The following is a 14,664-nucleotide window of genomic DNA, read 5'->3' as shown; positions in this document are numbered from 1 at the left end:
CATCAGGCGCGCTCTTGGGACCTGGACCTAGAGACCCAGATAGGCCTCCCGGACGCGGGGATCGGCGATCAGTTCGTCGGCCGGGCCGACCATGGTCACGCGGCCGGTTTCCATCACATAGCCGCGGTCCGCCACCGAGAGCGCGCCGAAGGCATTCTGCTCCACCAGCAGCACGGTCACGCCAAGCGCCTTCAGGTTCTTCACCACCTCGAAGATCTGCGCCACCAGGATGGGCGCGAGCCCCATGGACGGCTCGTCCAGCAGCAGGCAGGCCGGCCGGCCCATGAGCGCGCGGGCGATGGCCAGCATCTGCTGCTGCCCGCCGGACAGCCCGCCGGCGAGCTGGTTGCGCTTCTCCTTGAGGATGGGGAACATGGCGAAGGCGTCCGCCATGTCACGCTCCACCCGGTCGTCGGCGAAGATGAAGGCGCCGAGGCGGAGATTCTCCTCCACGCTGAGATTGGTGAAGACCTGCCGCCCCTCCGGCGACTGGGCCAGCCCGCGCGCCACCCGCCGATAGGCGGGAACGGAAGCCAGCGCCTCGCCCCGGAAGGTGATGGCGCCGCCGCTCACCGGCTGCACGCCGGAGAGGCAGCGCAGCAGCGTGGTCTTGCCCGCGCCGTTGGCCCCGACCACGGTGACGATCTCGCCCGAGCCGACGGTCAGGTCCACCCCGTGCAGGACCTCGATGCGGCCGTAGCGCGAGCGCAGCCCTTCAACCGTGAGCATGGAACGCCTCCGTCGTGCCGGCACCGAGATAGGCCGCGATCACCCTGGGGTCGCGGCTCACCGCCGCCGGATGGCCCTCGGCGATCTTCTCGCCGTGGTCCAGCACCACGATGGTGTCGGAGAGGCGCATCACCAGCTTCATGTCGTGCTCCACCAGCAGGATGGCGACCCCGGTCCTGGCCACCTCGCAGATGAGGCGGTCGATCTCCTCCGTCTCCACCGCGTTGCAGCCGGCCGCCGGCTCGTCGAGCAGGAGCACCCGCGGCCGCGCGGCGAGGGCACGGGCGATCTCCAGCCGCTTCAGCGCGCCGTAGGACAGCGCGCCGGCCTCGCGCTCCGCCGCCCGCTCCAGCCCCACCCGCTCCAGCAGAACGCGGGCGCCCTCGGCCGCCGCGCGCGCGCCGGCGCGACCCGGGAAGCCCCAGCAGGTCGCAGATCACCGGCCCCCGCTCATGCATGTGGAAGCCGACGATGACGTTCTCCAGCACGCTCATCTCGTGGAAGATCTGGAGGTTCTGGAAGGTGCGCGACATGCCGCGGCCGGCGAGCAGGTCCGGGCGCATGCCGGTCACCGCCTCGCCGTCGAGGCGCACCGTGCCGGATTGCGGCAGGTAGACGCCGGAGATCATGTTGAACAGCGTGGTCTTGCCCGCCCCGTTCGGACCGATGACGGAGACGATCTGCCCCGCATCCAGAGCGAAGGAGACCTCGCTGACCGCCCTCACGCCGCCGAAGGAGATGCCGAGGCGCTCCACTTGAAGCAGGCTCATTCCCCCCTCCCCCGCAGAAGACGCCGGGCGCTCGGGATCAGCCCCGCCGGCAGGAAGATCATCACCAGCATCATGACAAGGCCCAGCACCACGTGCTCATAGTCCTGGAGCACGGTGAGCACCTGGGGCAGCAGTGTGAGCAGCGCGGCGCCGAAGATGCCGCCGAGCACCGAGCCCGCCCCGCCCAGCACCGCCATGGTGACAAGCTCGATGGAGTGCATGAAGCCGGCGACGTCAGGCGTGATCAGGCGGTTCTGCAACGCCAGCAGCGAGCCGGCCACCGAGGCATAGACGGCGGAGATGACGAAGGCGTTCAGCTTGGCCCGGGCGATGTCCACGCCGGCCGTGCGCGCCGCCACCTCCGAGCCGTGCAGCGCCCGCAGCGCGCGGCCGGTGGGGCTGTCGCGCAGGTTCAGCGCCAGCCAGGCGCCGACGAACAGCACGAGGCCCGAAAAGGCGTACCACAATTGCGGATTGGCGAGCGGGATGCCGAGCCATTCCAGCGCCGCGCGCAGGCCCGGATCGGGCACCTTGACGCCGTCCGGCCCGCCGGTCAGCCAGCCTTCGTTGGCCAGCACCATGGCCACCAGCACGCCGAAGCCGAGGCTCGCCACGGCGAGGTAATAGCCCTTCAGCCGCAGGATCGGCCGCCCCACCCCATAGGCGATGATGCCGGAGAGCACCGCGCCCAGCACCGCCGCCAGCGCGGGGGGCACGCCGAGATGGATCGGCAGCAGGGCGCAGGCATAGCCGCCGATGCCGAGGAAGCCCGCATGGCCGAGGCTGATCTGCCCGGCATAGCCGGTGAGGATGACGATGCCCACCACCGCGATGGAATTGACGAAGACCAGCGAGCCGATGCGGTAGTAGTAATTGGAGGGGAAGAAGAACGGGCTGACGATCATCAGCGCCGCCAGCACCAGCAGGGTGGACTGCTTCGACGAGAGCCGCATGGTCACACCCGCTCTGTCGGATTGCTGCCGTAGAGGCCGCGCGGGAAGGCGAACAGCACCGCGAGGATGACGAAGAAGGCCACCGCATCCTTGTAATGGGACGAGATGTAGCCGGCCGTCAGCGCCTCCATCAGGCCGAGCAGCAGGCCGCCTGCCAGCGCGCCCTTGGGGTTGCCCATGCCGCCCAGCATGGCGGCGGCGAACCCCTTCAGCGCCAGCGAGATGCCGACCTCGAAACTGGTCGGCAGGATGGGGGTGATGAGCACGCCCGCCAGCGCGCCGATGGCGGCGGACAGGGCGAAGGAGAGCGTCATCACGAACTTCGTGTTGATGCCCACGAGCTGCGCCGCCAGGCGGTTGTTGGAGGTGGCGAGCACCGCGCGCCCGGTGAGCGTGCGGGTGAAGAACAGCCAGAGCGCGACGAAGATCGCCACCGCTCCCGCCACCACCCACAGGCTCTGCGGCAGCACGGTGGCGCCGAGGACGTGGAACGGCGCGTCGCCCGAGAAGGACGGCAGGCGGTGCGTGCCCTTGTCGAGCACGATCTGGGTGACGCCGCGGATGAAGATGGAGGCGCCGATGGTGATGATGATGAGCGACACCACCGGCGCCCCGCGCGCCGGCTCGATGGCGAAGGTGTTCAGCGCCACGCCGATGGCCGCCGTCGCCACGATGGCGATCAGCGCGGCGAGCGGCAGCGGCAGCCCGGCGGCGACGCCGGCCACCGAGATCATGCCGCCCAGCATCACGAACTCGCCCTGGGCGAAGTTCACCACGTCGGAGGCGTTGTAGATGATGGTGAAGCCAAGGGCGACGAGCGCATAGACCGCGCCCACCGTCACCCCCGAGGCCAGGAACTGCAACAGATCGGACATGTTCGCTCGCTCCCCGCGGGCGGTTCGAGGCGGCGCGCCGGCCCGAGCCCGAAGGCACGGGGATGGCCGTCTCACCCTGTGTGGAAGGGGCCGCTCTTGCCCGGCGGACGCGATGCGTCCCTGGGGGCGGCTTGTCTTTGTCTCCGTCGCCGCCGCACGCCTCCAGGTTCAGGAGGGCGGTCCGGGCGGCGACGGAGAACACGCGGATCGGTGCTCGGTCCGGCGCCGGGCCGGGCCTTGCTACGGCACCAGCTTCCAGCCGCCGTTGCTGATCTCCAGCATGCGGAAGGCGGACAGGTCGAGGCCGAGATGATCGGTCTTCGAATAGGTGTAGGCCCCGGTGGTGCCGACGAGGCCGGTGGTGGCCTCGATGGCGTCGCGGATCGCCGCGGGCTTGGCGGAGGGCGCCTTCGCCATGGCCTCCGCGAGGATGAGCATGGCGTCGTGGGCGTAGCCGCCGAAGGTGGAGACCGGCGCCCCGCCGGCGGCCTTCTCGAAATTAGCCTTGTAGGCCAGCACCACGGGCTTCTGCGGGTCCTTGGGATCGAGCAGCTCGCCCACCAGCAGCGCGGTCCCCGGCAGGCGCACGCCCTCGGCGTTCTTGGCCCCGGAGAGCTCGATGAAGGCGTTGGAGGCGACGCCATGGGACTGGTACAGCGGCAAGGCGATGCCCAGCTGCGCATAGTTGCGGGTGATGGTGGCCGGCCCCTGGCCGAAGCCGCTGTTCAGCACCGCCTGGATGCCCGGTCTGTTGCGGATGTTGGTGAGCTGCGGGGTGATGTCCGCATCCTTCGGCCCGTAGGTCTCGTCGGCGACGATCTCGATGCCGGAGGACTTGGCGACCGCGAGGCACTGGGCGCGCATGGAGGCGCCGAAGCCGTCGGTGCCGGAGATGAGGCCGATCCGGGTGAGGCCGCGGCTCTTCATGTCCGCGAAAATCTTCAGGCACGCCATGCGGTCGGTGTGCGGGGTCTTGAAGACATAGGGCTTCACCGGATCGATGATCTCGATGGCGCCGGCCAGCGAGATGAAGGGCACCTTGCTGTCCTCCGCCACCGCGAGGATGGCGAGCGAGGTGCCGGTCGTGGTGCCGCCGACCATGGCGACGACGCCGTCGTCCTCCACCAGGCGGGTGGCGAAGGTCTTGGCCTTGGAAGGGTCGCCGCCGTCGTCATAGAGGACGAGCTTCGCCTTCTCACCCTTGATGCCGCCCTTGGCGTTCAGTGCCTCCACCATCATGCGGATGGTCTTGGCCTCAGGATCGCCGAGCGAGGAGGCAGGTCCCGTCTCCGAGACGATGGCACCGATCTTGATGTCGGCGCTGGCGGCGGTGGCCATCAGGGCCAGCGCGACGACGCCTGTCGCAATCCTCTTCATGTGTTCTCCCCAGACTTGCCGGTGACGTCGCCGGAGCGCCGCCCCGCCGCCGTGGCTGGAGGGCATGCGGCGGAAAGGCGATGGCGCGTCACGCTTCCGATCTATTATCATTAGATCGTTCGATCTTTTTTAATTCAGATCGGCTCGCATTTCCATCAGAATTTGCAGCCCGCGTCCACTGGGTCGAAAGTCAAGAATTCCCGTTCAAATTCAAATGATTAAACGATTTTTATTACCACTCGACGTAGCCTCGTCGCCAAAAATAATGCCCACTTCGGTCGGGCCACAGCGCTTGACATGCATCGGTCAGACCGAAATATTTAGATCGATCGTTCGATGAATTTTACGCCAAGCCGACGCAACAATGGGGATGGATCGCCATGCCGCACGCCGCCGTGTCCGAAGCCGCAGCCTCCGCAGGGGCGCGCGACTACCACGCGCTCATTGAGCCCGCGCGCATCAACAGCCGGCTCTATTATGATCCGGCCATCTTCCAGGAAGAGCTGGAGAAGATCTGGTACAAGACCTGGGTCTATGTGGGCCACACCAGCGAGATTCCGAACAAGAACGACTACGTCACCAAGTCGATCGGCCCCATGCCGGTGCTGATGGTGCGCGACAAGGACGGCGAGGTGCGCCTCCTGCTCAACAAATGTCCCCACCGCGGCAACCAGCTGTGCGCCTACCAGAAGGGCAATCGCACCAGCTTCACCTGCCCCTACCACTCCTGGACCTTCTCCAATACCGGCGACCTGATGGGCTATGCCCTCCCGGACGGCTACGAGGGCCAGAGCAAGGCCGGGCTCAACCTCGGCAAGGTGCCGCGCATCGCCGTCTATCGCGGCTTCGTCTTCGGCTCGATGGCCGAGGAGGGCATCTCGATCGAGGAGCACCTCGGCGGTGCCAAGGCCGCGCTCGACCAGTTGCTCGACAATTCGCCCACCGGCGAACTGGAACTCACCGCCGGCTTTCTCCAGCACCGCACCAAGGCCAACTGGAAGTTCATGCTGGAGAACGAGACGGACGGCTATCACCCCGGCTTCGTCCACGGCTCCGTCTTCCAGGTGACGAGCTCGGGCATCGGCAGCCTCTACGGCGCAGACTCCACCGCGCTCACCCGCGACTATGGAAACGGCCACACCGAGTTCGACCTGCGCCCCGAATGGCGCAAGAACGACAAGCCGCTGCAATGGTTCGGCACCACGCCCGAGCGCCTGCCCGACTACGTGAAGTCCATGAACGCGGCCTATGGTGAGGAACGCGCCCGCCAGATCATGATCGACGGCTCACCCCACGTCATGATCTTCCCCAACCTGTTCATCGCCGAAATCCAGATCTTCGTCCTGCAGCCGGTGGCGGTGGACGAGACCATCCAGCATGTCACCGCCGTGCAGTTCAAGGGCGCGCCCGACATCAACCGCCGCCTGCGCCAGCAGACCATGGGCTCGGTCGGCCCCGCCGGCCTGCTGCTCGCCGACGACACCGAGATGTACGAGCGCAACCATCGTGGCGCGCAGATCCTCGATCCCGAATGGCTGGTGCTGTCGCGCGGCCTGCACCGCGAGCGGCTCGACGAGAACGGTTTCCGCATCGCCCATTCCACCGACGAGACGCCGCAGCGCGGCATCTGGCGCCACTACCTCAACCTGATGACCGAGGCCCGCTGATGACCGCCCTCGCCCAATCCTTCGCGGACGTGTCCGCCCCCGATCTCGCCGCCGCCGAGCCCGCGGCGCTGCACCACCAGGTAGCGCAGTTCCTCTATCTGGAGGCCCGCCTCGCCGATACTCACGACTATGACGGCTGGGAAGCGCTGTGGACCGACGACGCCATCTACTGGGTTCCGGCCAATGGCGACGACACCGATCCCGAGAAGGAGATGTCGGTGCTCTACGACAACCGCTCGCGCATCGGCGTGCGCATCCGCCAGCTCAAGACCGGGCGCCGCCACACCCAGACGCCGCGTTCGGAGCTGGCCCGCGTGATCTCCAATATCGAGGTCGCCGAGGTCCGCGGCAGCGAGGTGGACGTCCGCGCCAACGTGCTCATCTACGAGGACAACCTGCGCGGCGACACCCTGTGGGCGGCGCGCAATGTCTACCGCCTGCGCATGGTGGACGGCGCCTTCCGCCTGGTGCGCAAGAAGATCGCGCTCGTGAACAACAACAAGCCCATCTACACCCTCTCCTTCCTGGTCTGAGGCCCCCATGACACAGAGCACTTCCGCGGCCTCCGCCCAGACCGCCGCGCCCGAAACCTGGATCGGCGAAGGGCCGGTCCTGCTCGATTATGCCGAGGGCGTCGCCACCCTCACGCTGAACCGCCCCGGCGCGGCCAACGGCATGAACATCGAGCTGATGCAGGCGCTCTACCGGGCGATCATGGCGGTGCACCGCGCGCCGGATGTGCGCGTGGTGCACCTGCGCGGCGCCGGCGCCAATTTCTGCGCCGGCGGCGACGTGCGCGAGTTCGCCGCCAAGGGCGAGGCGCTCGGCGACTTCCTGCGCGAGGTGACGGCCTATCTGCAGGTGGCCATCGGCGCGCTCATCCGCCTGAAGGCCATCGTCGTCACCGAGGTCCACGGCTATGCCGCCGGCGGCGGCGGGCTCGGCCTCGTCTGTGCCTCCGACATCGTGATCGCCGGCGACGGGGCGAAATTCCTGGCCGGCGCGACGCGCGTGGGCATGGCCCCGGACGCCGGCGCCTCGGTGATCCTGCCGCATCTGGTGGGCTTCCGCCGGGCGACGGAGATCATGCTCTCCAACCGCATCGTCGATGCGGCCGAGGCCCAGGCCATCGGCCTCATCACCAGGTGCGTGCCCGACGACGCGCTCCAGGCCGAGGCGCGGAAGGCCGCGCGCACCTATGCCTCCGGCGCGCCGCTGGCGCTCGCCGCCACCAAGCGCCTCCTGTGGAACGCGCTGGATGTGGAGCGAGCCCTGCCGGAAGAGGCGCGCACCGTCTCCGAGCTGTCCTTCACCGCCGACTCCCGCGAGGGGCTCGCAGCGGTGATCGAGAAGCGCAAGCCGGTCTTCGTCGGCCGATGAGCGGGGCGGGTCCCGGGCGGCGTGCCCTCGTCACCGGAGGCGGCGCCGGCATCGGCGCCGCCATCGTCCGCCGGCTGCGCGCGGACGGCCTCGCCGTCGTGTTTTGCGACCGCGACGGCGCCGCCGGACACGCGCTCGCGTCCGAGACCTCCGCCGCCTTCGTGCAGATGGACGGCACGGACGCGGCCGCTGCCGAAGCGCTGTTTTCCGCCCACGCCCCGTTTGAGGTGCTGGTGAACAATATCGGCGCCGACCAGCATGCCTTCTTCACCGACACCACGGCCGAGGACTGGCGCTTCCTGCTGTCGGTGAACCTTGAGACCGCCTTCCTCTTCACCCGCCTCGCGCTGCCGGCCATGCAGGCGGCGCGCTACGGACGCCTGGTGAACGTCGCCTCCGAGGCTGGGCGGCTCGGCTCGAAGGGCGGCGCGGTCTATGCCGCCGCGAAGGCGGGCCTCATCGGCTTCACCCGCTCCATCGCCCGCGAGAACGCCCGCTACGGCATCACCGCCAACGCGGTCGCGCCGGGCCCCATCCGCACCCCCATGGTGGAGCGGGCGGTGGACGCGGTGGGCGAGAAGATCCTCGACGACATGGCAGCCCTCACGCTGATGCGCCGCATCGGCAAGCCGCGGGAAGTGGCCGCCGCCGTCGCCTTCCTCGCCTCGCAGGACGCCTCCTTCATCACCGGCGAGGTGCTGGGCGTCTCCGGCGGCATGGGGTGTGGCGCCTGAGCCAAGCCGTCCTTAAAGCAAGACCCAATATCCGAGGGGAGCCCCGATGACCCGGATCGTCTTCGTCACGCCCGCTGGCCTGCGCATCGAGATCGATGCGCAGGACGGGCTCAGTGTCATGGAATGTGCCCGCCGCGCCAATGTGCCGGGCATCGTGGCCGAATGCGGCGGCGCCTGCTCGTGTGCCACCTGCCACGTGCATGTGGATCCGGCGTGGTGCGCGCGCGTGGGCGAGGCGGCCGGCATGGAGCGCGACATGCTGGAGTTCGCCGAAGACGTGGGCGAGACGTCCCGCCTCTCCTGCCAGGTGAAGGTGGCGGCGGCGCTCGACGGCCTCGTCGTCCACCTGCCCGCCGGCCAGGGCTGAGCCGATGCCGGGCCCCCTTGCCGGACTGCGCATCGTCGAGTTGGTCGGCCTCGGCCCCGCCCCGTTCGCCGCCATGATGCTGGCGGATGCGGGCGCCGAGGTCATCCGCGTCCACCAGGCCGGCCAGCGGCCCGAAATCCCGCTCATGAACACCCGCTTCGACGTGCTGGCGCGGGGCCGCAGGTCCATCGCCCTCGACCTGAAAGCGGACAGGGACCGCGCGGTGATGCTGGATCTCGTCGCCCGCGCCGACGGCCTCATCGAGGGCTTCCGGCCGGGCGTGATGGAGCGGCTCGGCCTCGGGCCGGAGGCGTGCCTCGCCGCCAACCCGCGCCTCGTCTACGGCCGCATGACCGGCTGGGGCCAGGAAGGCCCGCGCAAGGACGCGGCCGGGCACGACCTCAACTATCTCGGCCTGACCGGCGCGCTGGCCGCCATGGGCCCGGCGGATGCGCCGCCGCCCGTGCCGCTGAACCTCGTGGCCGATTTCGGCGGCGGCGGCATGCTGATGGCCTTCGGCATGGTGTCGGCGCTCCTGGGCGCGCGGACGTCCGGCGCGGGCCAGGTGGTGGATGCCGCCATGACCGACGGCGCCTCGCTGCTCGCCGCCATGTTCTGGGGCTTCCGCGCCGGCGGCCTGTGGGGCGGCGAGCGGCAGGCGAACCTGCTCGATGGCGGGGCCTATTTCTACAGCACCTATGCCTGCGCGGACGGGAAGTTCCTCGCCGTGGCGCCGGTCGAGGGCCGGTTCCATCGCAACCTCATCGACGGGCTCGGCCTCGACGCGGCCGAGTTCACCCACGCCGCCGATCCCGCCGCCTGGGGAAAGCTGCGCGCCCGTCTCGCGGCGATCTTCCTGACCGAGCCGCGCGACCACTGGGCCGGCCTGTTCGCCGGCACGGATGCCTGCGTCACCCCCATCCTCGACTGGGACGAGGCCGCCGCCGATCCTCACGCCCAGGCCCGCGGCGCCTTCGTGACGGTGGACGGCGTGGTGCAGCCCGCGCCGGCGCCGCGCTTCTCGCAGACGCCCTCCGCCGTTGCCCACGGGCCGGCCGCGCCGGGCGCGCATGGTCGCGAGATCCTCGCCGACTGGGGTCTTGATCCGGCCCGGCTCGATCCCTGAGCGACCGGCGCAGGCGACCGTTCAGAGGGCGCGCAGGAAGGCACCGATGCGGGCGAGGGAGAGAGCCGCCTCGGGCAGTTCCTCGAACACCTGGAAATGGTGGCACATGCCCTCGAACACCTCGACCTCCACACGGCTCCCCCGTGCCGCCGCGCGGTCGGCAAGGAGATGGCTGTCGTCGAGCGTGATGTCGTGGCCGCCCGCATGCACCAGAATGGGCGGCAGGCCGGAAAGATCGCCCAGCACCGGCGAGGCGGCTGGATCGGCAGGCATGTGGTCGCGGCCGAGATAGGTGCGCGCCATGGCCCTGAGCTGCTCGGGGCGGGAGAAGATGTCCTTCTCCGCCAACACCCTGTAGCTCTCCCCGCCCATGGTCAGGTCGAGCCAGGGCGAGAGCAGCACCAGCGCCTTCGGCAGCGGCAGGCCGGCATCCCGCGCCCGCATGACGGTGCCAAGGGCGAGCCCGCCGCCGGCGGAATCCCCCACCAAGGCGAGCGGCACCTCGCCCGCCTCCGCCAGCGCGCGGTAGATGGCGAAAGCATCGTCGGGCGCCGCAGGAAAGCGGTGTTCCGGCGCGAGGCGATAGTCGAAGCCCAGCACCCGCATCCCGCTGGCCTCGGCCAGGCGCGCCATCAGCCCGGCATGGGAGCGCACCGAGCCGATCTGGAAGCCGCCGCCGTGGCAATAGAGCAGCGTGCGGCCGGCCTCCCCGCCGGGAGCATCGAACGTGCAGGCGGGAAGGCCGGCGAGCCTGTGCGGCGTGCGCCGCACGCGGGGCGCCCCCTCGCCCGCGCCGAGGAAGGCCTCGAAGCTGGCGCGGATCTCGGCGAGGCTCATGCCCGCCGCCCAGGCGGAGGTCGCGGCCGCGATGCGCGCACGGACCCGCCCGAAGGCCTCGGCGCTGTCGGGAAGGCAGGGAACAGGCTCAATCATCACGGCATCCGGCGCATGGGCGCCGACGGCGGAGCATCCCGCCGCCGGCCCCGCAATTGTGGGAAGGGCAAGCCTCAGTGCGCGGCTTCCGCCCGGTGCAGCACGCGCGTGGCCTTGGCCTCGTAGCGCGGCAGCACGCCTTGGGCGTGGCACTCCACATTCACATTGATGCCGAGGCGGGCCTTGATCTCGCGGCGCACGTCGGCGGCGGCATCCTCGCCGGGCCGCTGCGCGGCCGCGACGGCTTCCACCGCCACGGTCATCTTGCCGATGGTGGTGGCCTCCTTGTCGACGTAGATCTGCCAGGCTTCCTTGACGAGGCCGGGCGTGCAGGCGATCACGTCCTCGATCTGCGAAGGGAAGACGATGACGCCCTTGAACTTGATCATGTCGTCGGTGCGGCCGATGATCCGGCCGATCTTGCGCATGCCGATGCGGCCGGAGGGGCAGTCGTAGGGTCGCGGGGAGAGGCGCACGAGATCGCGTGTGCGCCAGCGCACCACGGGCGAGGCCTCCTTGCGCAGGGTGGTGATGACGATCTCGCCCACCTCGCCCTCGGAGACCGGCTTCATGGTCTTGGGATCGAGGATCTCGACGATGACGGTATCCTCGTTGAGCAGCTGCAATTCATCGTCGGCATGGGTATGGGGCGTGGAGATGGCGAGGACCGGCCCGCCCGCCTCGGTGGTGCCGTAGATGTTCTGGCTCATGAAGCCTTCCGGCATCTCCGCTTCCAATTGCGCGCGGAACTCGGCGGAGACCGACTGGCCGCCGAGGATGGCCACCTTCAGCGTCCAGTCCGTGCGCGGATCGATGCCCTGGTGCTTGGCCGCCTGCACCAGCGTCATCAGCCACAAGGGCGACATGGAGGCCACGTCATAGGCGTGGTCGCGCAGCCAGCGGGCGGCAAGCTCGCCGCGGCCGGGGCCGATGGGGAAGTTGGTGCAGCCCACAGCGGAGAAGCCGGCATCGAGCGCCGGGCCGCCGATCCACAGGCCGTAGCCATAGCCCTGATAGGCGCGGAAGCCGGGGCGCACGCCCGCGGCGGTGAGCAGGCGCGCCATCTGGTAGGGCAGAAGCCCGTGCAGGTCGTTCTTCGTCATGCCGAAGGTCACCGGCAGCCCGGTGGTGCCAGAGGTGGCCACGAAGCGCTCCACGCGCTCCATGGGCACGGTGAGGAAGGGGAACGGATAGCGGTCGCGCAGCAGCGACTTGTCCATGAAGGGGGCGTTGGCGAGGCCGTCCTCGGCGGCGAGGTCCTCCGGTTTCATGCCGGCTTCGGCGAAATGCGCCTTCCAGGCGTCGCACTGCGCCAGACGCGCACCGAGCCCGGCAAGGCCTTCGCGCTGGAGTTTCAGAATACCGTCGCGGTCGAGCGACTCCACCTCGGAATGCTGCATCTGCGTCCTCCCATCCGACCGTTGAAACACGCGGCTCTTGCGGCCACTCTCGGTTGGCAAATTAATAGACCGAACGAATGGTCTATGTAAACGACCCATTTGATCTGCATCAAAGCCCGGCGGCACCGTCCCTCCCCGCGCGCCAGATCGGCCACGGCCCTGCGTCGGGAAATCCCCGGGGGGCGTTGCAGCCTGGGCACCGAAGGACTGGGCACCGAAGGGCTTGGCACCGGAGGACTTGGCACCGGAGGCCTTCGCGCCTATAGACCGAATGATCGGAACATTTTTTGCAGGTATGACGCCGTGGCGAGAACGCGCTCAGCCGAATACGACAATATTCACGACACCATACTCGAGCGGGCGGCATCCGTCTTCGCGCAGCGCGGCTATGCGGCCACCTCCATCGGCGACATCGCCGAGGCGTGCGAATGCTCCAAGTCGCGCCTCTATCACTATTTCACCTCCAAGGAGGCGATCCTTTCCGACATGCTGACGTCGCATGTGGAAAGCCTCCTGATGAAATGCCGGCAGACCCTCTATGGCTATCAGGACCCGGAGGAGCGTTTTCGCCAGCTGACGCGCCTGTTCCTGGACGTCTATTCCGTCTCGCGCGACCAGCACGTGGCGCTGCTCACCTGCTCGGAGTTCCTCGTCCCCGAGACGCGCAAGGTGCTGGTGGCCAAGCAGCGCGAGCTCATCGCCTATGTGCGGGACATCCTGCTGCAATTGCGGCCGGACCTCGCCAAGGACGCCACCATGGCTCACGTGGATACCATGCTGTTCTTCGGCATGATCAACTGGACCTACACTTGGTACCATGCCGATGGCGCGGTGACGCCCGGCGAGCTAGCCGACCGCACCGTCGACCTGTTCGTGAACGGCTACGCCCACGCGGCCGCCCCGTCCGACGGCGGCCAGCCCAACGCGCGCCAGGATGCCCGACCGGAGCGGCGCCCCGCCGCGCGACAGGACGGCCGGGCCGAGCCGCGCTCCGGCAAGACCTGACGGCACGACGGCCGGCGCCGCCTCACACCGCGGGCTGCCGCATCCGCGCCACCGGGTCGAACCCCTCCCGCGAGGCCTCGTCGCGGGAGATGACGATGCCGCCCTCCAGCAGCTTCTTCGCCGCCATGTAGGTGCGCGCATCGTTGAGGGCGTCCACCGCGATCATGCGGCCCTCGCGGAAATACCAGAGCGATTCGCCGCGCTCCGAGCGGCGGCGGAGCACCGCGTCATAGCCGCGGTTGAGGCCCACGATCTGGAGCTTCATGTCATATTGATCGGACCAGAACCACGGCACCGGGGCATAGGCGCGGGGCCGGCCGAGCATGTCGTCGGCCACGCATTCCGCCTGGTCCACCGCGTTCTGCACGCTCTCCAGCCGGGTCGGCATGCCGGCCAGAGGAAAGGCGGCGCAGTCGCCGGCGGCCCAGATACCCGGCGCCGAGGTGCGGCCATGGACATCCACCTCGATGCCGTTGTCGCAGGCGATGCCAGCCGCGCGGGCCAGTTCGTCGCGCGGCAGCACGCCGATGCCGACGAGCACCGCATCCACCTCAAGGCGCGTGCCGTCGTCCAGCGTCACCGCGCCGACGGCACCGCCGTGCGCCTCCACCCCGGCCACGCAGCGCCCTTCCAGGATGCGCACGCCGTGGCCCGCATGCAGCGCGCGGATGGCATCGGAGGTCTCGGCGCAGGCCACCCGCTCAAGGATGCGCGCGGCGCGCTCCACGACGGTCACGGTAAGTCCGGCCTTCGCCGCCACCGCCGCCGTCTCCAGCCCCACATAGCCGCCGCCGAGCACCAGGAGGCGCCGGCCGGGACGGATCTCGTCCTGCAAGCGCTCGGCATCGGCAAGGCTGCGCAGTTCATACACGCCCTTGAGCCCCGAAAATTCCGGCGGCAGGGGACGCGGGCGCGTGCCCGTCGCCAGCGCCAGCCGGTTCCACGACACTACGCGGCCTTCCACTTCGAGCGTGCGCGCCGCCGGATCGAGCCCGGTGACACGCGCGCCCATCTTCAATTCGACGCCGAGGCCGCTCCAGAACTCCTCCGGGCGCAGGTAAAGCCGATCAACCGTCCATTCTCTCTTTAGGTAAGCCTTGGAGAGCGGCGGGCGCTGGTAGGGCGGATGCCCCTCATCCCCATAAAGCGTCAGGGCACCGCCATATCCGCCATGGCGCAGATGGATAGCGAGGGATGCGGCAGCCTGCCCGGCGCCGACGATGGCAATGTGCTCCTGCTCCATGGCGTCCCCATTTGGATATTTATTGACCGAACGTTCTGGTTATTATAGTGCGGCTGAAGTAGGTGGCAATCGGGTTTCGCGCGTTTCGGCCCCGCCGGCGCGCGC

At 69.2% G+C, this 14,664-nt stretch carries 14 protein-coding genes and 1 pseudogene; 7 read left to right on the top strand and 8 right to left on the bottom strand.

Going from position 1 to position 14,664, the window contains the following annotated elements:
* Positions 1-27: 27 nt before the first annotated feature.
* From YU1_RS0117960 to YU1_RS0117940, 5 genes and pseudogenes are all read right to left on the bottom strand, one after another.
* Positions 28-729 carry an ABC transporter ATP-binding protein gene (locus YU1_RS0117960; RefSeq protein WP_029005262.1) on the bottom strand — a complete coding sequence of 234 codons (702 nt, stop codon included), beginning with the start codon at positions 727-729 and terminating at the stop codon, positions 28-30.
* Positions 716-1,499 (bottom strand): annotated as a pseudogene (locus tag YU1_RS30060) (ABC transporter ATP-binding protein). The gene YU1_RS0117960 and the pseudogene YU1_RS30060 overlap by 14 nt, the downstream one beginning before the upstream one ends.
* Entirely contained in the window at positions 1,496-2,452 is a 957-nt protein-coding gene (locus YU1_RS0117950) for a branched-chain amino acid ABC transporter permease (protein WP_029005261.1), read from the bottom strand. The pseudogene YU1_RS30060 and the gene YU1_RS0117950 overlap by 4 nt, the downstream one beginning before the upstream one ends.
* Before the next feature lie 2 nt (positions 2,453-2,454).
* Positions 2,455-3,327 (bottom strand): branched-chain amino acid ABC transporter permease, encoded by an 873-nt coding sequence (locus YU1_RS0117945; protein WP_029005260.1) that lies wholly within the window; start codon positions 3,325-3,327, stop codon positions 2,455-2,457.
* A gap of 240 nt (positions 3,328-3,567) precedes the next feature.
* Positions 3,568-4,704 (bottom strand): ABC transporter substrate-binding protein, encoded by a 1,137-nt coding sequence (locus YU1_RS0117940; RefSeq protein ID WP_029005259.1) that lies wholly within the window; start codon positions 4,702-4,704, stop codon positions 3,568-3,570.
* A gap of 380 nt (positions 4,705-5,084) precedes the next feature.
* On the opposite strand from YU1_RS0117940, the gene YU1_RS0117935 reads away from it, so the two are divergent.
* From YU1_RS0117935 to YU1_RS0117910, 6 genes are read left to right on the top strand one after another with little or no spacing between them, the layout of a single operon-like run.
* Positions 5,085-6,371, top strand: coding sequence for an aromatic ring-hydroxylating oxygenase subunit alpha (locus YU1_RS0117935; RefSeq protein WP_051356996.1), 1,287 nt, complete (start codon positions 5,085-5,087; stop codon positions 6,369-6,371).
* Positions 6,371-6,904: an aromatic-ring-hydroxylating dioxygenase subunit beta gene (locus YU1_RS0117930; RefSeq protein ID WP_029005257.1), complete on the top strand. Its 534-nt coding sequence runs from the start codon at positions 6,371-6,373 to the stop codon at positions 6,902-6,904. The genes YU1_RS0117935 and YU1_RS0117930 overlap by 1 nt, the downstream gene beginning before the upstream one ends.
* A 7-nt stretch (positions 6,905-6,911) precedes the next feature.
* Positions 6,912-7,751, top strand: coding sequence for an enoyl-CoA hydratase/isomerase family protein (locus tag YU1_RS0117925; RefSeq protein ID WP_035715803.1), 840 nt, complete (start codon positions 6,912-6,914; stop codon positions 7,749-7,751).
* The gene (locus tag YU1_RS0117920; protein WP_029005255.1) at positions 7,748-8,485 is read left to right on the top strand and encodes an SDR family NAD(P)-dependent oxidoreductase; all 738 of its coding nucleotides are present in this window, start codon (positions 7,748-7,750) and stop codon (positions 8,483-8,485) included. Before YU1_RS0117925 ends, YU1_RS0117920 begins: the two co-directional genes overlap by 4 nt.
* A gap of 46 nt (positions 8,486-8,531) precedes the next feature.
* Positions 8,532-8,852 (top strand): 2Fe-2S iron-sulfur cluster-binding protein, encoded by a 321-nt coding sequence (locus tag YU1_RS0117915; protein ID WP_029005254.1) that lies wholly within the window; start codon positions 8,532-8,534, stop codon positions 8,850-8,852.
* A 4-nt stretch (positions 8,853-8,856) separates the two neighbouring features.
* Entirely contained in the window at positions 8,857-9,978 is a 1,122-nt protein-coding gene (locus YU1_RS0117910) for a CaiB/BaiF CoA transferase family protein (RefSeq protein WP_029005253.1), read from the top strand.
* A gap of 21 nt (positions 9,979-9,999) precedes the next feature.
* Here YU1_RS0117910 and YU1_RS30055 read toward each other — a convergent pair whose 3' ends face one another.
* Positions 10,000-10,911, bottom strand: a complete 912-nt coding sequence (locus YU1_RS30055; protein WP_051356995.1) for an alpha/beta hydrolase — start codon at positions 10,909-10,911, stop codon at positions 10,000-10,002.
* Between the two features lie 74 nt (positions 10,912-10,985).
* Positions 10,986-12,311 (bottom strand): phenylacetate--CoA ligase family protein, encoded by a 1,326-nt coding sequence (locus YU1_RS0117900; protein WP_029005252.1) that lies wholly within the window; start codon positions 12,309-12,311, stop codon positions 10,986-10,988.
* Between the two features lie 303 nt (positions 12,312-12,614).
* Between YU1_RS0117900 and YU1_RS30050 the strand changes: the two genes are divergently transcribed.
* The gene (locus tag YU1_RS30050; RefSeq protein ID WP_084539958.1) at positions 12,615-13,316 is read left to right on the top strand and encodes a TetR/AcrR family transcriptional regulator; all 702 of its coding nucleotides are present in this window, start codon (positions 12,615-12,617) and stop codon (positions 13,314-13,316) included.
* 22 nt (positions 13,317-13,338) lie between these two features.
* Here the strand turns inward: YU1_RS30050 and YU1_RS0117890 are convergent, their stop codons facing one another.
* Complete coding sequence (locus tag YU1_RS0117890; protein WP_029005251.1) at positions 13,339-14,559, bottom strand: NAD(P)/FAD-dependent oxidoreductase; 1,221 nt, start codon at positions 14,557-14,559, stop codon at positions 13,339-13,341.
* Between the last annotated feature and the right edge of the window lie 105 nt (positions 14,560-14,664).

Origin of the sequence: Azorhizobium doebereinerae UFLA1-100 (assembly GCF_000473085.1) — a bacterium.
GTDB classification, from domain to species: Bacteria; Pseudomonadota; Alphaproteobacteria; order Rhizobiales; family Xanthobacteraceae; genus Azorhizobium; species Azorhizobium doebereinerae.
The sequence above is the reverse complement of the archived record's forward strand: the minus strand, read 5'-3'. Positions and strand labels throughout refer to the sequence as shown.